The sequence below is a fragment of the Micromonospora sp. WMMC241 genome (genome assembly GCF_027460165.1).
Taxonomy (GTDB): Bacteria; Actinomycetota; Actinomycetes; order Mycobacteriales; family Micromonosporaceae; genus Micromonospora; species Micromonospora humi.
Window position 1 is genome coordinate 2,804,151 of the sequence record NZ_JAPZBF010000001.1, and the last position, 18,774, is coordinate 2,822,924.

Annotated in this window: 21 protein-coding genes; 10 read left to right on the forward strand and 11 right to left on the reverse strand. The window is 71.4% G+C overall.

All coding sequences use genetic code 11. The annotated features are described in order from the left end of the window. The first annotated feature begins 122 nt into the window (after positions 1-122). A complete protein-coding gene (locus O7598_RS12990; RefSeq protein ID WP_269691589.1) occupies positions 123-1,304 on the forward strand; it encodes an FUSC family protein in 1,182 nt (393 codons plus the stop codon). A 25-nt stretch (positions 1,305-1,329) separates the two neighbouring features. On the opposite strand, the gene ctaD is transcribed toward O7598_RS12990, so the two are convergent. After that, the gene (gene ctaD / locus O7598_RS12995) at positions 1,330-3,327 is read right to left on the reverse strand and encodes an aa3-type cytochrome oxidase subunit I (RefSeq protein WP_332367369.1); all 1,998 of its coding nucleotides are present in this window, start codon (positions 3,325-3,327) and stop codon (positions 1,330-1,332) included. 642 nt (positions 3,328-3,969) lie between these two features. On the opposite strand from ctaD, the gene O7598_RS13000 reads away from it, so the two are divergent. The 4 genes from O7598_RS13000 to O7598_RS13015 all read left to right on the forward strand — a co-directional run bounded on the left by O7598_RS13000 (position 3,970) and on the right by O7598_RS13015 (position 7,772). Then, complete coding sequence (locus O7598_RS13000) at positions 3,970-4,353, forward strand: hypothetical protein (protein ID WP_269691590.1); 384 nt, start codon at positions 3,970-3,972, stop codon at positions 4,351-4,353. Positions 4,354-4,448: 95 nt separating this feature from the next. Beyond that, the gene (locus O7598_RS13005; RefSeq protein ID WP_269691591.1) at positions 4,449-5,111 is read left to right on the forward strand and encodes a DUF6766 family protein; all 663 of its coding nucleotides are present in this window, start codon (positions 4,449-4,451) and stop codon (positions 5,109-5,111) included. A 288-nt stretch (positions 5,112-5,399) separates the two neighbouring features. Next, positions 5,400-6,506: a glycosyltransferase family 4 protein gene (locus O7598_RS13010; protein ID WP_269691592.1), complete on the forward strand. Its 1,107-nt coding sequence runs from the start codon at positions 5,400-5,402 to the stop codon at positions 6,504-6,506. 54 nt (positions 6,507-6,560) lie between these two features. Beyond that, complete coding sequence (locus O7598_RS13015; RefSeq protein ID WP_269691593.1) at positions 6,561-7,772, forward strand: low temperature requirement protein A; 1,212 nt, start codon at positions 6,561-6,563, stop codon at positions 7,770-7,772. Between the two features lie 46 nt (positions 7,773-7,818). On the opposite strand, the gene O7598_RS13020 is transcribed toward O7598_RS13015, so the two are convergent. Genes O7598_RS13020 through O7598_RS13030 form a run of 3 tightly spaced genes read right to left on the reverse strand, consistent with a single transcriptional unit; the run spans position 7,819 to position 9,340 of the window. After that, complete coding sequence (locus O7598_RS13020; RefSeq protein ID WP_269691594.1) at positions 7,819-8,406, reverse strand: GNAT family N-acetyltransferase; 588 nt, start codon at positions 8,404-8,406, stop codon at positions 7,819-7,821. Between the two features lie 5 nt (positions 8,407-8,411). Then, complete coding sequence (locus O7598_RS13025) at positions 8,412-8,606, reverse strand: DUF397 domain-containing protein (protein WP_269691595.1); 195 nt, start codon at positions 8,604-8,606, stop codon at positions 8,412-8,414. Next, entirely contained in the window at positions 8,594-9,340 is a 747-nt protein-coding gene (locus O7598_RS13030; protein WP_269694863.1) for a helix-turn-helix domain-containing protein, read from the reverse strand. The genes O7598_RS13025 and O7598_RS13030 overlap by 13 nt, the downstream gene beginning before the upstream one ends. A gap of 201 nt (positions 9,341-9,541) precedes the next feature. On the opposite strand from O7598_RS13030, the gene O7598_RS13035 reads away from it, so the two are divergent. Together O7598_RS13035 and O7598_RS13040 are read left to right on the forward strand one after the other, a co-directional pair. Further along, positions 9,542-9,811, forward strand: a complete 270-nt coding sequence (locus O7598_RS13035) for a hypothetical protein (RefSeq protein ID WP_269691596.1) — start codon at positions 9,542-9,544, stop codon at positions 9,809-9,811. Continuing rightward, positions 9,808-10,050 carry a flavin reductase gene (locus tag O7598_RS13040; protein ID WP_269691597.1) on the forward strand — a complete coding sequence of 81 codons (243 nt, stop codon included), beginning with the start codon at positions 9,808-9,810 and terminating at the stop codon, positions 10,048-10,050. Before O7598_RS13035 ends, O7598_RS13040 begins: the two co-directional genes overlap by 4 nt. Before the next feature lie 28 nt (positions 10,051-10,078). On the opposite strand, the gene O7598_RS13045 is transcribed toward O7598_RS13040, so the two are convergent. The 5 genes from O7598_RS13045 to O7598_RS13065 all read right to left on the reverse strand — a co-directional run bounded on the left by O7598_RS13045 (position 10,079) and on the right by O7598_RS13065 (position 14,317). Next, the gene (locus O7598_RS13045; protein ID WP_269691598.1) at positions 10,079-11,314 is read right to left on the reverse strand and encodes a ricin-type beta-trefoil lectin domain protein; all 1,236 of its coding nucleotides are present in this window, start codon (positions 11,312-11,314) and stop codon (positions 10,079-10,081) included. Between the two features lie 116 nt (positions 11,315-11,430). Then, positions 11,431-12,693, reverse strand: a complete 1,263-nt coding sequence (locus tag O7598_RS13050; RefSeq protein ID WP_269691599.1) for an MFS transporter — start codon at positions 12,691-12,693, stop codon at positions 11,431-11,433. Continuing rightward, complete coding sequence (locus O7598_RS13055; RefSeq protein WP_269691600.1) at positions 12,690-13,265, reverse strand: helix-turn-helix domain-containing protein; 576 nt, start codon at positions 13,263-13,265, stop codon at positions 12,690-12,692. Before O7598_RS13055 ends, O7598_RS13050 begins: the two co-directional genes overlap by 4 nt. Positions 13,266-13,313: 48 nt before the next feature. Beyond that, positions 13,314-13,856: a DinB family protein gene (locus O7598_RS13060; protein WP_269691601.1), complete on the reverse strand. Its 543-nt coding sequence runs from the start codon at positions 13,854-13,856 to the stop codon at positions 13,314-13,316. Between the two features lie 23 nt (positions 13,857-13,879). Further along, positions 13,880-14,317 (reverse strand): VOC family protein, encoded by a 438-nt coding sequence (locus O7598_RS13065; RefSeq protein WP_269691602.1) that lies wholly within the window; start codon positions 14,315-14,317, stop codon positions 13,880-13,882. 117 nt (positions 14,318-14,434) lie between these two features. On the opposite strand from O7598_RS13065, the gene O7598_RS13070 reads away from it, so the two are divergent. After that, positions 14,435-15,436, forward strand: a complete 1,002-nt coding sequence (locus tag O7598_RS13070) for a helix-turn-helix transcriptional regulator (protein ID WP_269691603.1) — start codon at positions 14,435-14,437, stop codon at positions 15,434-15,436. Here the strand turns inward: O7598_RS13070 and smpB are convergent. Both smpB and O7598_RS13080 read right to left on the reverse strand, forming a co-directional pair. Beyond that, a complete protein-coding gene (gene smpB / locus O7598_RS13075; RefSeq protein WP_269691604.1) occupies positions 15,405-15,896 on the reverse strand; it encodes an SsrA-binding protein SmpB in 492 nt (163 codons plus the stop codon). The genes O7598_RS13070 and smpB overlap by 32 nt on opposite strands. A 62-nt stretch (positions 15,897-15,958) precedes the next feature. After that, positions 15,959-16,516 carry a hypothetical protein gene (locus O7598_RS13080; protein ID WP_269691605.1) on the reverse strand — a complete coding sequence of 186 codons (558 nt, stop codon included), beginning with the start codon at positions 16,514-16,516 and terminating at the stop codon, positions 15,959-15,961. Between the two features lie 214 nt (positions 16,517-16,730). Here O7598_RS13080 and O7598_RS13085 point away from each other — a divergent pair, with 214 nt between their 5' ends. After that, complete coding sequence (locus O7598_RS13085) at positions 16,731-17,594, forward strand: NAD(P)-dependent oxidoreductase (protein WP_269691606.1); 864 nt, start codon at positions 16,731-16,733, stop codon at positions 17,592-17,594. A 97-nt stretch (positions 17,595-17,691) separates the two neighbouring features. After that, complete coding sequence (locus tag O7598_RS13090; RefSeq protein WP_269691607.1) at positions 17,692-18,756, forward strand: PKD domain-containing protein; 1,065 nt, start codon at positions 17,692-17,694, stop codon at positions 18,754-18,756. The last annotated feature ends 18 nt before the right edge of the window (positions 18,757-18,774 follow it).

Below are 18,774 nucleotides of genomic sequence, written 5' to 3' on the forward strand. Positions count from 1 at the left end.
GGGGGTGATACGAGACCCACTGGCGGGTCGAGCAGGTCGCGAGGATCGACATGCCGCGCACCTGTTGCCCGGCGCGACGCGGGGCGCTGACTTGTTGATCGCTGCTCGGGGAAGTCATCGGCATGAGTGCTGCCGAGGAGCGCGCACCAGGTCCGGCCTACGATGCCGACGTCCTGGCCGGCCGAGCCCTTCGACTGGGAGAGCGGGCCCGCGAGCGCGGCCGTCGGGAGTGGCGGGTGCGGCTTCGCCTGACGTACGTCATCCTGGTGATCGCGGTCCAGGCGGGGCTAGCCGCGGCGTTGTCCTGGGTCATCGGGCACGACGTGTTGGGTAACCCCGCGCCCGTGTTCGCTCCGTCCGCGGCGGTCGGCACGATCGTCGCGGCGATCGGGCAGCGGGCCCGACGAACCGCCCAGTCGTTGATCGGTGTAGGAATCGGAATCCTCGTCGGGAACGCTCTGCTCTACACCCTGGGCCCCGGGCCGGTGCAGATCGGTCTGGCGGTCGCGATCGCGATCGCGACCGCGCTCGTCATCTCCGGTGGCAGCGGTGCAGCCGTGGCCCAGGCCGGTGCTTCAGCCGTCCTGATCGCGACGCTGTCGCCGGTGAATCCCAACCTCGAGTGGCCCCGGGTCCTGGACGCGTTCGTCGGCGGGGCGGTGGGGCTGGTGGTGGTCACGCTCCTGTTCCCGGTCAACCCGATACGCGTGCTCAACCGCGCAGCCACGCCGATCGTCCAGCTGATCAGCGCGGAACTACGCACGACCGCGAGTGCGCTGGATCAGCGCGACACCGAGCTGGCGGTCGCGTCCCTGCAGCGCCTTCGGGAAGCCGGGCCCGATCTCGCGCGGTTGTCGCAGGCGCTCGACGGGGCGAGAGAGGTGGTGAGTCTGGCTCCGGTGAGATGGCAGCGGCGGCATGACGTGGAACAGTTCGCCCAATTCGCTCAGCAAGGCGAACGGCTGGTCGGTGACGTGCAGGATCTGGCGCGGACCTCGGCCACCGCGTTGCAGTACGACGAGCCCCTTCCGGATGAGCTGCCCACCACACTCAGGCAACTCGCCGAGGCCACCGAGCACCTTAGGGCCGAACGCGTCTCGGGGCGCGATCCGCAGCGGGCGCGCGCGACAGCCCTCGCGGCCATGCACAGCGCTCGCAAGGCCGGCGACGTCGCCACCGGCAGGTTCACTCAGACCCTGGTCACCCAGACGCGTGTCGCGACGAGTGATCTGCTCCGCGCCAGCGGTCTTGATCCAGATACGGCCAACCGGCTCACCCGGGAACGCTACGGCGAGCGCACCTGAGATCGCCACGTCGCTGCCGCCCGCCCTACCTCCTCTCGCCGTTCTCGTCGCCCGGATGACGCCACTGCGGCGGTGCCTGTTCGCTTCGTTGAGAGTCCAGCGGGTTCTCGTCCGCTTCGGTGGTCCGCTCGAAGCTCGGGCGGCGGGTCTGGTCCGGGTCGGGTACCTCGACGGGACGGGCGCCGGACTGAGGAATGCGGTACCCGGTCGCGGCCGGGCCGCCGTGGACGCCCTGGGCAGCGGGTGACTGCGGCACCGACCGATCGCGGTGCAGTTCGTCGCGGAGTCTCTGCGGCGCCTTGGCCGCACGTTGCGGCAGGTCACGACCGAGGTCGGCGACCAGGGGGCCGTACTTGGCGTCGAAGGCGGGGCGTTCGGAGCGGATGTGCGGAATGCGCTCAAAGTTGCGCAACGGAGGTGGGCAGGTGGTGGCCCACTCCAGGGAGTTTCCGTAGCCCCACGGGTCGTCGACGGAGACGACGGCACCGAAGCGCCACGACTTCCAGACGTTGTAGATGAAGAACAGGGTGGACACGCCGAGCACGAACGATCCGATCGTCGAGACGGTGTGCATGATGGTGAACCCGTCCTGCGGTAGGTAGTCGGCGTAGCGGCGAGGCATTCCACGGTTGCCCAGCCAGTGGTGGACCAGGAAAGTGGTGTGGAAACCCACGAACATCGTCCAGAAGTGGACCTTGGCGAGTCGCTCGTCGAGCAGCCGCCCGGTCATCTTCGGAAACCAGAAGTACACGCCGGAGAACGCGGCGAAGACGATGGTCCCGAAGAGGACGTAATGGAAGTGCCCGACGACGAAGTAGCTGTCGTGGACGTGGAAGTCGATCGGTGGGCTGGCCAGCAGTACGCCGGTGAGGCCGCCGAAGAGGAACGTGACGAGGAACCCGACGGCGAACAGCATCGGTGCCTCGAAAGTGAGCTGGCCCTTCCACATCGTGCCGATCCAGTTGAAGAACTTGACCCCGGTGGGCACGGCGATGATGAAGGTGGTGGCTGAGAAGAAGGGCAGGAGAACCTGGCCGGTGGCGAACATGTGGTGCGCCCACACGTTCAGCGAGTAGACGAAGATCGCCCACAGCGCCAGGACCATGCCCTTGTAGCCGAACAGCGGCTTTCGCGAGAAGACCGGAAGCACTTCGCTGATGATGCCGAAGAACGGTAATGCCACGATGTAGACCTCGGGATGGCCGAAGTACCAGAACAGATGCTGGTAGAGCAGCGGGCCACCCGTGGTGGGGTCGTAGATGTGGCTGTCGAGCAACCGGTCGGACAGCAGGCCGAGAAGGGTCGCCGACAGCAGCGGGAACACGACGACCGCCATCAGCGCGGTGATGAACATGGCCCAGGTGAACAACGGCAGTCGCCACATCGTCATCCCCGGGGCGCGCAGGGTCAGAGTCGTCGTGATCAGGTTGACCGACCCGAGGATCGTGCCGACGCCCGAGAGCACCAACCCGACCACCCACAGGTTGCCGCCCACCCCGGGGGTGTGTTCCGCCTCGCTCAGCGGCGGATAGGCGGTCCATCCGAAGTCCGCGGCGCCGGCCGGGGTGATGAAGGAACCGAGCACCATCAGGCCACCGAACAGGTAGAGCCAGTAGGCCAACGCGTTCAGCCTGGGGAAGGCCACATCCGGCGCGCCGATCTGCAGGGGCACGAGGTAGTTGCCGAACGCGAAGGCGAGGGGGGTGGCGAACAGGAACATCATGATCGTTCCATGGGAGGTGAACAGCTGGTTGTACTGCTCCTGAGAGAGGAACTGCATTCCCGGGCGGGCCAGCTCGCCGCGCATGAGCAGCGCCTCGATGCCCGCGGCGAGGAAGAAGAAGAACGACGAGATCAGGTAGAGCAGGCCGATCTGCTTGGCATCGGTGGTGGCAAGCATCCTGAGCAGGGTGTTACCGGGCACTGCTCGACGCAGCGGTCCCGGGTAGCCCTCGGACGCCGCTGCGGCCCGCGTCGCTGACCCACCCCGCTGACCAGGCCCAACACTCGCCGGCTTCGGCATCGCTCACTCCCAGACCTTGGTCGGCAAGACGCTCAGCGATCGTAAGCGCCTGAAGCACAATGAAAAGTGCTTCTCGGGCAAAAGCCTCGGGCCGATACTGAGTGTTAGGTCAGTCGTTTCCCGTCCCGGTTGCGCGTCCGGTGCCGGCGGCGTCGGCGGGGTGTGGCGACGACCGGGAGGGCGGCGCAGCCCAGGTGGCCTGTTCACCCTCCGATGTGGTCCGTCGGGATCGCGAGCATGTCGATCCGGTCGGGCCAACTCGCCGCTGCGATACCGTCACTTTGAGTAGCGAGAGGGGCCGGCAATCGCTGAGTGGCAGATCTCGGGAGGCCTTGCGGTGGGGTGTGGCCCGTTAGTAGCGCCACTCGACGGGAACGCGGCAGCCTTCCGCACGTGCCGGTCGGTGGTCGGCGAACTCGGAGGCGTGAACCAGGTGAACGCACTGACTCTCGATCGGCCACTGCGGTACAGAGGGAAGGCACGCGAGCGAGTCATCACCAATGCCGTGAGACAGTGGGGTGGACGACGGTGGGCCTGGTACCTCCCGACAGTGATCAGCCGCCGTGCCCGCCGCCAGTGCGGTGGACCGACCTTTGGGGTCGGGACGCGCCTGGGGCGAGTGTGTGGCGCACCGTCCGGATCGTGGTGGGCGCCGTCATGGCGATGACGGCCGTGGGATGCGCGTCGGTGACTGCTCGGGTCGACGCGGCGGCCGGCGTCGCGGTGCGGATGCTGAGTGCCGTGGCCGACAGGGGCGGGGGTGCGGCCTGCTCCCTGCTGGCGCCCGGTACCGCGGCCGAACTCGAGCGTTCCACCGGCAAGCCGTGTGCCGAGGCGATCGTGAACGCCGGTCTACCCGCGTCGGGCTCGGTTCTGGCCGGCGAGGTGTACGGCCAGTGGGCGCAGGTGCGACTCACGGGTGACACCGTCTTCCTCGCCGTCTTCGATGGCGGCTGGCGCGTGGTTGCCGCCGGATGCGCCGGTCGCGGCGACGAGCCCTACGACTGTGTGCTGCAGAGGGACTGAGTCGTGCGGTCCCAGTTCGTGCTGATGCTGTTGGTGGTCGCAGTGGGCCTTGCCTACTTCTGCGCTCTGGGGGTGCTGCACAGGTGAGGACATTCTTGCGGGAGAACTCCCTCGGGCTGGTGTTCGGTCTGCTGTTCGCCGCCGCGCTGGTCGGCCAGGCCTCCGCCGGGCATGCCGACTTCAACCGCCACCAGATGGACGACGGCCTGAACCCGATCTCGCTCGGCCGCTATCTCACCTCGGCGAGTTTCGCCGTCGACGTCACCGAGAACTGGCAATCGGAGTACCTGCAGTTCTTCCTCTACATCTTCCTCGCGGTCTGGTTGCTGCAGAAGGGCTCTCCGGAATCCGAGGCGCTGGACAAGGCGGGCCGGGGATCGGACGAGGACCAGATGGTCGGCGCCCACGCTCCCGCCTCCTCGCCAGGATGGGCGCGCGTCGGTGGCCTGCGGCGGGCCCTGTTCTCGCACTCGCTGGGCTTGGTGTTCGGCGCCGGCTTCATACTGTCGTGGACCGCCCAGTCCATTACGGGGGTCGCCGCGTACAACGAGCAGCAACTCGGCAACCTGCAGGATCCGGTGTCCTGGGGCCGGTACCTGCTCCGGCCTGACTTCTGGAACCGGAGCCTGCAGAACTGGCAGTCGGAACTACTGGCCGTCTCCTCGATGGTCGTCCTCTCCATCTATCTGCGACAACGAGGGTCGTCGCAGTCCAAATCGGTCGGCGCGGCGCATTCTTCGACCGGGTCGGACCACTGAGCGCCGCGGCGACAGCGGCGGCTGTCGGCATCGCCATGATGCTTAGAACCTGACCGACCAGTCAGCCAATCTGTCGCGGGTCGAACCGCGCTCGACATCGGCAGCTCCACAGTGTCCCGGGGCAGCGGCCTCGTCCGGGTGACATCAACCTGACCGACCAATCAACAGCGGTCGGCATGAGTGAATGGGTCGGTCTCGGGAAGCCCTGAGGCCCGGCACAGGCAGCCCGCCCGGTCCGCCGCGCGCGGCTCTGCCGGGCCGGCGAAGGCGCGACCGCTGGAGGTAGGAATGGCGAGCAGGAGCAAGGCCTACGACAATCGTCGGTGGTTGCGGATCGCGATGGTGGTGCCGCCCTGGTACGAGGTCCCACCGCCGGGCTACGGCGGCGTGGAGCAGGTGGTTGCCGGGTTGGTGGACGCCCTCGTGGATCGGGGGCACGACGTGACCCTCTTCGGTGCCGGCGCCGAGACCGGCACCCGGGCCCGACTCGCCGCTACCGTCGAGGAGCCGCAGATGGAGCGACTGGGCGAGTTCCTGCCGGAGGTGGTCCACGTCGCCCGGACCAATCGGATGATCGAGGCCGGCGGGTTCGACATCGTGCACGACCACACCGTGATCGGACCGCTCACAGCCCAGCGGCGCAGCGTCCCCACTGTGGCGACGGTGCACGGCAACCCCGTCGACGAGTACGGCGACGTGCTGCGCTCGCTCGGCCCCGACGTCCGGCTGGTAGCGATCTCCGACGCCCAACGCCGACTGGCCCCCACCCTGCCCTGGTACGGAACCGTGCACAACGGGATGGTCGTCGATGACCTGGCCGGCCGATCGACCGACACGGCGGCCGATCGGGAAGGGCGACCGGTGCTCTGGCTCGCCCGATTCAGCGCCGAGAAGGCGCCGGAGTTGGCGATCGAGGCATGTCGGGCGGCCCGATTGCCCCTGGTGCTGGCCGGCAAGTGCGTCGAGCCGTTCGAGCAGGAGTACTTCAGTGAGGTGGTGGAACCGATGCTGGGCCCGGACGTGGAGGTGGTCCTCAACCCGGACCGGTCGACAACGGCTCGGCTCCTGCTGTCCGCACGGTGCCTCATCATGCCCATCCAGTGGGATGAGCCGTTCGGGATGGTGGTGATCGAGGCGATGGCCGTCGGCACGCCGGTGGTCACGTTGAATCGAGGCGCCATGCCCGAACTGGTGCAGGACGGCGTCACGGGCTTCATCCGGGACGACCCCGGCGATCTCCCGCAGGCCCTGCACGACGCTGCCCGCCTCAGTGGGCGGGCCTGCCAGGAGCATGTCAGCCGGAACTTCTCCACCGCTCGGATGGCCGAAGGATACGAACTGGTCTACGCCGACCGCCGCAACGCCTCTCCACTCGCTCGGGCGCACATCCTTTGATGAGCGTGGCGTGACGTCCAGGTTCGAACTGCCCGCGGACAGGTGGGTCGAGGGATGGATCGGCAATCGCGGCTGTTGCACAAGGGGGAGGCGACGCGACATGCCTCGTTCCTGGAACTGTTCTTCGATCTGGTCTTCGTCTTCGCGCTGACCCGGGTGGTGGCGCGCGCGGTCGATGACCTCAGCACCAGGTCGGGGGCGAATGATCCTCGAACCATCGTCGCGGACGGTTTGAAGACCACCTTCCTGTTGCTGGCCCTCTGGGCGGTCTGGCAGGGCACGGCGTGGACCACCAGCCAGTACGACCCGTACCAGCCTGTCATCCAGGTCATCGTGCTCATCGCGCTGGCGTCCAGCATGGTGATGGCGGTGGCCATCCGGCGGCAGCTCGAACCCGCGGCGCTCGCTTTCGCCGCAGGCTATGTGACGGCTCAGATGAGTAGGCCGCTGCTGTTGGCCTTCGCGTTGCGCGGCACGGACCGGCAGCGCCTGAAGGTCCGTATGTTGATGACGTGTGCGGCAACGGGCGTGGTCTGGTTGGCGGCGGCGGCCCTGGCGCGGGGCTGGGTACTGGGACTGCTCTGGGCGACGGCGTTGGCCATCGAGTACCTGGCCGGGCGCAGCGGCTGGCCGGTGCCAGGTCTCGGCAGGTCGACGGCTTCCGAGTGGGGCATCGCGGGCGAGCACCTGGCCGATCGGTACCAGCAGTTCTTCCTGGTCGCCCTGGGGGAATCGGTGCTGGCCATGGGGCTGGCGTACAAGGCCCACCCGGAGACCCCGATGCGCATGCTGGCATTCGGGATGGCGCTGGCCACGTCTGTTCTGATCTGGCGGATCTACTTCTACCGGGCGGGCCGCATCCTCGCCGAGGCCGTCGCCCAGAGCCGGCAACCGGCGCGGATCGGCCGTTCCGCCGCCGAATCACACATGCTCATGGTGGCAGGGGTCATCACCTCGGCGGTCGGCTACGAACTTGCCCTTCTACGGCCAACGGGTCACATCCCGCCCGTGTGGATCATCGTGATCCTCGGCGGCCCGGCGCTGTACATCGTGGGCCGGTCACGCTTCGAGCACGAGGTCTTCAATCGGGTCTCGCCGTCCCGACTGGTCGCCTTCGTGTTGCTGGTGGCGCTGATCCCGACGCTGCTGTGGGCACCGTCCCTCATCGTCCTCGGCGCCGCCGGAATCGTGCTGTGCGGAGTCGCCGTGGCGGACGTGCGGCGCGCTTGGGGTAGACCCTTGGAGTCGCCCTCACCGCCGGTCTGAGACATTCCGCCGCCGCTCCGGTCAGGGCAGGGAGGGCTACAGATGGTTACGCCCGGGTCCAGCGGACCTCGCCGTCGTGCCACACGTCCGTGGGGGCCAGGCCGCAGGCCGTGGCCACCGCCGCCGACGCGCGGTGGTCGGGATGGATGTGGGCCACGAGGGTACGCATACCGCGCCGCCCCAACCAGCTGGCCATCCCCCGGACGGCCTCGGTGGCGATCCCGCGCCCCTGCCAGGGCGTGCCCACCACCCAGGCGATCTCCGCGACCGGCCCGGCGGCGGCCGGCGTCGCCTCGTCGAGGTGTCGGTGCCCGACCGCCCGCGCGCTCCCCGTGGCGGCGTGCCGGGTCGGAGCCTCGGGCGCGGTGACGGTGGCCTGCACGAAACCGGCCAGCCGGCCGTCGTCGCGGAGCTGGATGACCCAGTTGCACCACGACTCGGCCGGGTCGGGGGAGCCGGCGACCAGCCGTTCGTAGCGGGCACGCAACGCCGCCGGCGCGGCGGGCTCGCCGCCGATGAAGGTGTGCAGGGCCGGGTCGGCGAGCACGGCGGCCATCTCCTCGGCGTGCGCGACGCCCAGCGGCAGCAGGAGCAGCCGCGCGGTGGCGATGGGCTCCGGCGCGAACCCGCTCATCAGGGTCAGCGCCGGGGCGCCAGGTGGGCGACGAACGCCTGCCACGCCGGCGGCGCGAAGACGAGGACCGGGCCGGTCGGATCCTTGGAGTCGCGCACGCCCACCACGGCCGCCAGATTGTCGGCCACCTCGACGCAGGCACCACCGTTGGAACTGCTCCGAGTGCTGGTGCGCCAACGCGCACCGATCAGCTTATCCATGATCGTGCTCTCAGGAAGTCGATGGTCTGGTCCCGCGGCAACGAAACGGACCTCACGGTATCCCAGACTGCCCAGAGGGCCGCAACATCATTCTGAATCCGTCCGGCCGCCTGGTCGTCGAGATGGCCGACGTCCTCGCCCTCGGGGGTGCTGGCGATGATGAACGGGCCGGCCTGGCCGGGGTGGAGCCCGGCACGCAGGGGGAGGACGTGGACCATCACATGCTGACGTCCGGCGAGGTCGACGAGGTGGTCCAACTGGGGATGCATGATCTCGGGATCCCCCCGGTGCAGCGCTGCCTCGTCGACGACGAACACCAGCAGCGGGGGTCGTGGTCGGTCCAGGACTGCCGCCTGGCGGCGGAGCCGCGCCTCCAGGAGGCTGTCCGCGTCCGCGAACAGTGGCCCGCTTCGCAGGACCGCGAGAGCGTATTCGGGCGTCTGAAGTAGACCGGGCAGGACGGCGGATTCGTACCACCGCAGGGCCGTCGCCTCGCGTTCGATGTCGGCCCAGGGGCGGAACCACGCCGGCTCGCGGCGCTTGAGCGCGTCCGGCCACAACTCGGCGGCGTCCTTGCCGAGCAGTTCGGCGACCTGGGCGCGGTGCCGGGTCTGCGGGATGCGGCCCTGGCTCGCCCAGCGGGCCGCGGTCTTCGGGTCGACGCCGACCCGCTCGGCCAGACTCTCGGCGGTGTGCCCCGCCTCGGACATCGCCGCCGCCACGGCACGGTTCATCCCTATGTCCTCCTTGAACGTTCCGCCCATCCCCACGCCATCCTGCAACGCAGTGTGATCGCCCCGCAACGGTCGGCAGGGTTCTGGTGGGCAGTGTGTCGAGGCGACGGAGGGAGACGCGCTATGCAGGGGGACCAGGCGCGCGCGGAGCGGTCGGACGTACCGGGAGGGGAGCCGGACGAATCTCGGACGGTGCCAGCGATGACCGCCCTGCACTCGACGGCCGCCCCGGCCTGGGTCTGTGACGCCTGCGGCGCGGACTGGCCGTGTCCGGCGTGGACGTCGACGCCGGCCGACGCGGCGCGGCGGGCCGAGTTGTTGCCGGAGTTCGTCCGGCTGACCCGGCGGGCGATCCGCGACCTGCGCGGCCGTCCCGGCGGGCCGCAGCCACCGGAGATCGTGCGGCGGTTCCTGTGGTTCCTGACGCTGAACGACGAGGAGGCGCGTGCGGTCGCGCGGCGGCTGCGGTGAGCCGGGAGCACGTCCCGTCCCGACCGACGTGGCGGTGCCGGGCCTGCGGGGTCGCCTGGCCCTGCTCGGCCGCGAGGCTGCGGCTGCTCGCCGCCTACCGCGACGCCCGGCCGGCGCTGCTGATGCACCTGGCCACGCTGTGGGCGGAGGCCGAGGCGGAGCGGCCCGCGCCGGACGGTGGGGCGGCGGACCGCTATCGGCGCTTCGTCGGCTGGGCACGGCGCCGGGGCGGGCGGTGAGCGCCGCCCGCCCCGGCTCACCGGGCGGTCAGCGCCGCCACTTCTGGTTGGCGGTGCCGCCGCACTCCCAGATCTGCAGCCGGGTGCCGTCGGCCGAGCTGTTCCCGGTGGCGTCCAGGCACTTGTTGGCCTGCGGGTTCACGATGTCGCCGGCGGCGCTGAACACCCACTTCTGCGCGCCGGAGCCGTTGCAGTCGTAGAGCTGCACCTTGGCGCCGTTGGCGGTCGACCCGGACGTCACGTCGAGGCACTTGCCCAGCGCCCGCACCGAACCGTCGGCGTTCCAGGTCCAGCGCTGGGCGGCGGTGCCGTTGCAGGTCCAGAGCTGCACCGGGGTGCCGTTGGCGGTGTTCGCGCTGGCCACGTCGACGCACTTGTTGCCGTATCCGACGATCTGCCCGCCGCTGCCCCCGCCGCCGTTGTCCCAGGCCTGCACCCGGACGTAGTCGACGGTCATGGTCTGCGGGAACGTGGTGGAACCGTCCGGCGAGCCGGGCCAGTTGCCGCCGACCGCGACGTTCATGATCATGAAGAACGGGTGGTCGAAGACCCAGCGGTTGCCGCCCGCGTCGGCCGGCGTCTTGCGCGAGTACGCCACCCCGTCGAGATACCAGGTGATCGAGTCCGGCGCCCAGTCCACGGCGAACGTGTGGAACGCGTCGGCAAGGGCCTGGCCACCCGGCAGCGACGTGGACGCGCCGATGCCGTTACCGCCGGAGTAACCCGGGCCGTGCAGCGTGCCCCACACGGTGGACGGCGCGTACCCGACGTTCTCCATGATGTCGATCTCGCCGCTGTTGGGCCACGGGTTGCTGCCGATGTCGTTGCCGAGCATCCAGAACGCCGGCCACAGCCCCTGCCCGCGCGGGATCTTGATGCGGGCCTCGAACCGGCCGTACGCCTGCGCGAACGTGCTGTTGGTGAGCAGTCGGGCGGAGGTGTACTGGCAGCTTCCGTACCAGCAGTTGTAGCCGGCCGGGTTCTCCTTGCGGGCGGTGATGACCAGGTTGCCGTTGCCGTCGAGCGCGGCGTTGCGGGTGCTGTTGGTGTAGTACTGCAACTCGTTGTTGCCCCAACCGCCGCCGCCGACGTCGTAGCGCCACTTGCTCGCGTCGGGGGCGGCGCCGGCCGGGCCGGTGAAGTCGTCGGACCAGGTGACCGCGCCGGGGGCGGCCACCGCTGGGGTGCTCGGGACGGTGGTGAGGGCGGCCGTGAGGCCGACCGCCGCCATCGCCAGCGCGGCGACGGTACGGATACTGCGCACGGGGTGCCTCCTGCGGTGGTGGGGTTCGCTCACCGTGCGGCCGGCCGGCCCCGTCGAACGGTAAACAAACTATAAAGATAGGCTTCGATGAAGGTATGAACGAAGCCACCCCGCTGTCAAGAGAGCGCTTCCTCCCGCTGCACCTGGCGCGTCGCCGGAACCGGCCGACCCATGGAGCGCCACGGCCCGCCCAGCAGCGGCGTGAGCACCACCAGCAGATAGCAGGCCGCCATCACGACGAGCGTGGAGGCGGGGCCGAACCGGTCGGCGGCCAGCCCGGCGCCCAGCGCGCCGAGCGGCATCGCCGCCCACGCACCGGCGCCGATCACCCCGTACACCCGGGCCCGCATCGATGCCGGCACCCGCTCCAGCTCCACCGCGCCCATCAGCGGGTTGAGCGCGCCGGCCGCCAACCCGGCCACCGCGATCACCGCGACCACCACCGGCAGCGGTGGCGCGGCGGCGAGCGCCCACAGCGGTGGCGCGCCGCAGATCGCGTACGCGGTGACGAACGTGGCCCGGCGGGGCAGCCGGTGCCCGATCGCGCTGAACACCAGCGAGCCGATCAGCGCGCCCCCACCCATCACGCCGACCAGCAGGCCGAACGCGGCCGGCCCGCCGAGTTCGCGGTCGGCGACGACCGGCAGCAGCACGTTGCTCTTGGCCGCGTCGAACAGGTTCGTGACCAGCACCAGCAGCACCATGGCCCGCAGCAGCGGCTCCCGGACCAGGAAGCGCAGCCCGGCCGCGAACTGCCGCCAGTAGCCGCTCGCCTCCACCTCGTCGTCCTCGGTGGACGGCCGCAGGCCGCGCGGCACCAGCAGCGTCACGACCAGCGCCGAGACGGCGAACGTCGCCGCGTCCACGGCCAGCACCGGCAGCGGACCCAGCACGCCGACCAGCAGGCCGGCGACCGGCGCGCCGATCATGCGGGCGCCCCGCGAGGTGGCCTCCGCCCAGCCGACCGCCCGCTCGATCGGCACCCCGGCCGCGGCGGCGGCCTCCGGCAGCAGCGCGGTGCGGGCGGTCTGGCCGGGCGTGTCCAGCAGGCCGCTGACGAAGACCAGCGCCAGCAGCGCCGGGAACGGCAGGCCGACCGTGGCGTGCAACAGGGGTACGGCGGCGACGGTCACGCCGGAGACGACGTCGGCCAGCACGCTGGACCGGCGGTAGCCGATCCGGTCGACGAGCACGCCGCCGAACGCGCCGCCGAGCACCACGGGCGCGGTGGCGAACGCGCCGGCCAGTCCGGTGGCCGCCGGTGAGCCGGTCTCCGCGAGGACGTAGAGCGGCAGCGCGATGAGCGTCAGCACGTTGCCGGTCAGCGAGACGGCGTGCCCGATCAGCAGCCCGGCCAGTGGCCGGCGGTCGCGGGTCACTGCGGCCCCCGGTAGGCCTGCCAGATCAGGGTGACCATCTCCGCGCCCGGTCGGCCGGGCGCGCCTCGCTCCCGCCAGCGCCGGCCCAGCGCGGACAGTTCGTCGCGCAGCTCGCCCAGCTCGTCGGGGGTCAGGTGCAGGACGGTGTCGCTGCTGGTGGTGCCGCGCACCCAGGCCAGGTCGAGGCTCGCCTCGGACTCCAGGTAGGCCTGGTAGCGGGCCGCGTAGCGCTCCATCACGGCGCGACCCAGCATGTTGCTGGCGAGTCGCCGCTCCGGGTCGTCGAGCAGCTCGACCGGGTCCCAGTCGGTGGTGGCGTGCGCGGCCCGCCACCACCGCTCGCGGCGGTCGCGGGCCAGGTCGGGTGCCTCGGTCACGAAGCCGTGCTCGGCCAGCTTGCCGATGTGCCAGCTGACCGAGCCGACCGCCTCGCCGGTGCGGTCGCTCAGCATGCCCACGGTCTGCGGGCCGCGCAGCCGCAGCTCGCCGAGCAGCCGTAGCCGGGTCGGGTGGGCCAGCGCCCGCATGGCACGCGGGTCGGTCAGGTGCACGTGATTCGGCTCGTCCGCCATGGGGGTCAGGTTAGACCGACAAGAAGTGATGTACAAGAACCCTTGTACTCAAGGTCGACGGGTGTGCCGGTAGAGGTCGCGCAGCAGGCACACCTCGGCCAGGTGGTGGATCACCTCCCGGTTGATGTGCAGCACCAGCGTGGCCATCGGGACGTCGGCGAACGGGCCCTCGGCCGGGCCGGCGGGTCGGGCCAGGCCGGAATCGCCGAGCGACTCGACGCCGGCCTGCCAGGCTGCGAACTCGATATCGAGTTGGGCCAGCGCGCCGGCGGCGGTCGGGGCGTAGGGGAACGAGCCGTGGTCGGTCGGCGCGCGGCCGAAGTGCCCGGCGTTGCGCACCGCCAGCACACCGACGATCACGTGGGCGAGCCGCCACGCGATGGTGGTGAACGGCGGCGGGTCCGGCTGCGGCAGGGCGACGTCGATCGCCGGCGGGCCGCCCTCGGCACCCGGGCGCAAGCTCCAACAGCCGGGCGCGGGTTCCCAGAGGTATTCCTCGTCGGTCAGTCCCTCCAGGCGGCCGCGCAACTGGTGCGTCCAGTGCCAGGTGAGCTGCTCGCGCAGCAGCGGGTTCCAGGTCGGTTCGGTCACGTGGTCGGTCCTCGAGAGTCCCATCAGTCGAGGCAGAACTCGTTGCCTTCGGGGTCGGCCATCACGATGTGCCCGGCGTCGAGCGGGGGAGCGGGCTCGTGGCGTTCGAGGCGGGTGGCGCCGTGCGAGACGAGCCGGTCGGCGGCCGCCTCCAGCGCCGCCATCCGGGCCTCCTCGGCGAGCCCGGGCGCGGCCCGTACGTCGAGGTGCACCCGGTTCTTGACCCGCTTGGGTTCCGGCACCCGCTGGAAGAACACCCGTGGCCCGGCGCCGTCGGGATCGACCACGGCCGAGGCGTCGTTGTGCCGTTCCGGGGGCACGCCCATCGCGGTCAGCGCCTGCTCCCACGAGTCGAATCCCGGCGGCGGCCCCTGCACCCGGTAGCCGAGCGCCTCGGCCCAGAAGGCGGCCAGCTTGGCCGGGTCTGCGCAGTCGAAGGTGAATTGAACGTCGCGGGCCATGTCAGCTCGTCTCCTGTCGGGTGTGCGGACGGCAGTCGGGGCGTCGTCCCGGCCGTGATGGCAGCCTGCCACCTATTGCGGACCGTTCCGTTCCGTGATTCGTGGAACGATGCGCGGATGGCCGTCGAGGGAACGACCGAGCGGGTGCTGCGGTTGCTGGCGCTGCTGCCGCGCCGGCCGTCCTGGACCGCCGCCCAGCTCGCCGCCGAGCTGGGCGTCACCGACCGTTCGGTACGCCGTGACGTGGAACGGCTGCGCGCGGTCGGCTATCCGGTGCACGCGGTCGCCGGCGTCGGCGGCGGCTACCGCCTCGGCGCGGGCACCCGGCTGCCGCCGCTGCTCCTCGACGACGAGGAGGCGATCGCGACGGCGGTGTCCCTCCGGTTCGCGGCGGGCGGCACGGTCGCCGGAGCGGGCGAGGCGGGGCTTCGTGCCCTGGCGAAGCTCGACCAGGTGATGCCGCCCCGGCTGCGTGCCGAGGTGCGCGCGGTGCAGGGCGCCACGGAGACGCTCGTCGGCCCCGGGGCCGAGATCGACCCGGACGTCCTGGTGACGCTGGCGCGAGCGTGCCGGGACGCGGTCCGGGTGCGGTTCGGCTACGCGGGCCGCGACGGGGAGCGGCGCGAGCGCACGGTCGAGCCGGTCCGGATGGTCACCACCGGCCGCCGCTGGTATCTGATGGCCCGCGACGTCGACCGCGACGAGTGGCGCACCTTCCGGTTGGACCGGATGCTCGCGGTGACCCCGACCACCTGGCGGTTCCGGCCCCGGGAGCATCCCGACCCGGTCGCGTACGTGCAACGGGCGGTGACCCAGGCGCCGTACCGTCATCTCGCCCGGGTGCGGGTGCGCGCCCGGCCGGAGGAGCTGCGCGGGTTGGTGCCGCCGCAGGTGGGGCGGGTCGAGGACGATCGCGACGGATGGTGCGTGCTGGTGGTCGGCGGGGACGACCTGGAGTGGCTGGCCGCGCACGTGGCCCGGCTGGACCTCCCGGCGGAGGTGCTGGAGCCGCCGGAGCTGCGGGAGGCGGCGGCCCGGCTCGCCCGCCGCCTCTCGACGCTCGCCGGAGCGGACGGGGCCGGGGCGCTCAGCTCCGACGTGTCGCCGCCCGGCCCTTGAGCCGGCGGCCCATCTCCCGGGCGATCTCCCGCTTGGCGTCCCGCTCGGCGAGCGCCTGGCGCTTGTCGTAGGACCGGCGGCCCCGGGCCAGGCCCAGCTCGACCTTGGCCCAGCCGTCGGCGAAGTACATCGACAGCGGCACCAGCGTGACGCCACCGTCGCGCAGCTTCTCCAGGATCCGGCCGATCTCCACCCGGTGCAGCAGCAGCTTGCGGGTGCGCCGGGGCGCGTGGTTGGTCCAGGTGCCGAAGCCGTACTCGGCGATGTGCAGCCCGTAGAGCCAGAGCTCGCCGTCGCGTTCCTGGGCGAACGCGTCGACCAGCGACACCCGCCCCTCGCGCAACGACTTGACCTCGGTGCCGGCCAGCACGATGCCCGCCTCGTAGGTCTTGAGGACGTCGTAGTCGTGCCGCGCCTTCTTGTTCGAGGCGATCAGCTTGCGCCCGTTCTCCCTGGCCACGCCGGCAGGATACCCGCCGGCACCGGCTGGCTGCCGGCGCCGGCGGGCGTGGTGGGGAGGGATCAGGCGCGGCACTGCCAGGAGTACGGGTCACCGAAGCGGACGAAGCGCTCCACCGTCGCGTACCCGAAGGTGGTCTCCCGGCAGGCGGCCAGCACGTCGATGTCGGAGTAGGTGACCCCGGCACGGCTGTAGCGCACGCAGCGCCACCCGTAGACGGTGTCGCCGCGCAGCTCGGCGGTGGAGTTCCCGGTGAGCTGGCACCAGAGCGTGAAGTCCGGCGTCACCACCTCCGGGCGGACCCGCCAGCAGCGCACCGAGGTCGGGTCGTAGAAGTCGCCGATGCGGTCCACCGCCGCGTCGGTCCGGTAGGTCCACCGGCACGCCGCGTCGAAGGCAAGGTCACCGAGGCGGCCGTCGGCGGCCCGGCAGTGCCAGTCGTACGCGGTCGGCCCGGTCAGCGCGGCGTCGGCCGCCCCGAGCGACCGGCAGTACGCGCCGAGGTCCAGTCCGCCCAGCTCCTGCGGGGGCGGCGGCGAGGCGTGCGCCGCGGCCGGCGCGGCGAGCGCGGCGGCGAGCAGGGCGAACGTGGTGAGCAGGGCGCGCAGGGTACGTCGCATGGTCGTCCTTCCGGTAGCGGATGCTCCAGCGGGCGGCGGTGGCTCGGACCACGCTAGGAGGCATTGGAAAGTCTTTCAAGAGTTGCAAGTGGACAGTCTTGATAAGAAAGAATTTCCGAGTTCTTGCGAAAGTGAACGGGCGCGACGTCGTTCGGAGTGCCGCCGCCCGAACCCGCACCTAGGCTGGCCCGGACGGCGACGAGGGGAGCGGCGGATGACACGGGTGGCGGTGCTCGGGCTCGGCGGCATGGGCACGCCGATGGCGGCGAACCTGGTCGGCGCCGGGCTGGACACGGTGGTGTGGAACCGGCACCCCGAACCGGCCCGCGCGCTCGCCGAGCGCGGCGCCGAGGTGGCCGCCGACCCGGCGGAGGCGGTCCGCCGGGCCGACGTGGCGGTGACCATGGTGACCGACGGCGCCGCGGTCCGCGCCATCGCCACCGAGCAGGGCATGCTCGCCGCCCTGCCGCACGGCGCGGTCTGGGCGCAGATGAGCACCATCGGCGTGGCCGAGACCGAGCTGCTGGCCGAACTTGTCGCCGCCGAGCGACCCGACGTCACCCTGGTGGACGCGCCGGTGGCCGGCAGCCGGGGCCCGGCCGAACAGGGCCGCCTCACGGTGCTCGCCTCCGGCCCGGAGCAGGCGCGCGACCGGGTCGCCCCGGTCTTCGACGCGGTCGGCCAGCGGACGCTGTGGCTCGGCCCGGTGGGCGCCGGCTCGCGACTCAAGCTCGTCAACAACCTGCTGCTGGCGTTCGTCAACGAGGGCGTCGCCGCGGCGGTGGCGCTCGGCGACACGCTCGGCCTCGACCGGGACACCGTGCGCCAGGCGCTCGACGGCAGCCCGCTGGTCGCGCCCTGGGCGGCGGAGAAGCTCGCCCGTGTCGTGCGCGACGAACACGGCACGCAGTACGCGCTCGCGCTGGCGCTCAAGGACGTCGAGCTGGCGCTGCGCGAGGCGCCGGCGGGCAGCTTCCCGGCCGCCGAGGCGCTGGCCGCCGAGTGGCGGCACGCGGCGGACCAGGGGCTCGGCGGTGACGACCTGACCGTGGTGACCCGGATGCTCGGGCGGTCTTAACCGGAACGAGAGCTTCGCTTAGCCCCGTCCTGGGGCGCGCGCTCCTACCGTGGCCCGGTCGCATCCACAAGGGATACGGGGCCCCTCAGGAGGAGAAGTGCTCAACCGTCAACTCGCCCGGATCGCGGTCGCGGTTCCGGGCGTGGTCGCTCTGCTGGCCGTCCACGCGGCGGGCGCGTCCGCCGCCACCGACGCGCCGGTCAACGACGACCTGGCCGGCGCGCTGCCGGTCGGCGCGCTGCCGTTCGCGAACGGCCAGGATCTCAGCACCGCCACCGTGCAGGAGGGCGAGCCGTCGTCCTGCTTCGAGACCGACCGGACGGTCTGGTACTCGTACACCCCGGCGGAGACCGGGATGGTCACCGCCCACGCCGGGCCGGACCACCTCGGCGTGGCGGTCTACACCGGCGACTCCCTGGACACCCTCGCCGAGGTCACCTGTCGCCCCACCTACAGCGGGACGCCGGTGACGTTCGAGGCGCGGGCCGGCACGACGTACCGGTTCCGGGTCGGGGCCAACTACGCCGAGCAGGCCACGTTCCGGCTGGACGTGGCGCCGCCGCCGGAGGTCGGCTTCGACGTCGCCGAGGTGGAGTGGAGCGTCTTCGACGAGGTGGCGTTCTGGCCCCGCCTGTTCGACCCGGCCGGGCTGGGCATCGACCTCGGCTCGCTGGTCTGGGACTTCGGAGACGGCACCACGTCGACCGAGCAGTTCCCGAGGCACCGCTTCGCGTCCGACGGCGACCACGCGGTGCGGTTGACCGCGCGGACGGTCGACGGGCGCACCGCCTCGGCCACCCACACGTCGGTGGTCCGCACGCACGACGTGGCGGTCGTCAAGGTCAACGCTCCGTCGACCGCCCGTGCCGGGCAGCGCGTCGGCGTCACCGTCGAGGTGCGCAACACCCGCTACGACGAGACCGTGGAGATCCGTCTCGAGCGCAGCCACCCGTGGGGATTCGAGCAGGTGGACGCCGCCACCAAGCCGGTTCCGGCGACGGCCGGGGGCGGGCGTACCTCGTTCTCGTTCGCGTACACCGTGACGCCGCAGGACGCGGCGGCCGGCAAGGTCACCTTCCGCGCGGTGGCCGCGGTGCGGGACCACCGGGACGCGCTCCCGGCGGACAACGAACTGCTCTCCGCCCCGGTCCGGATCCGCTGACGGGCGGGTGGCGGTGCG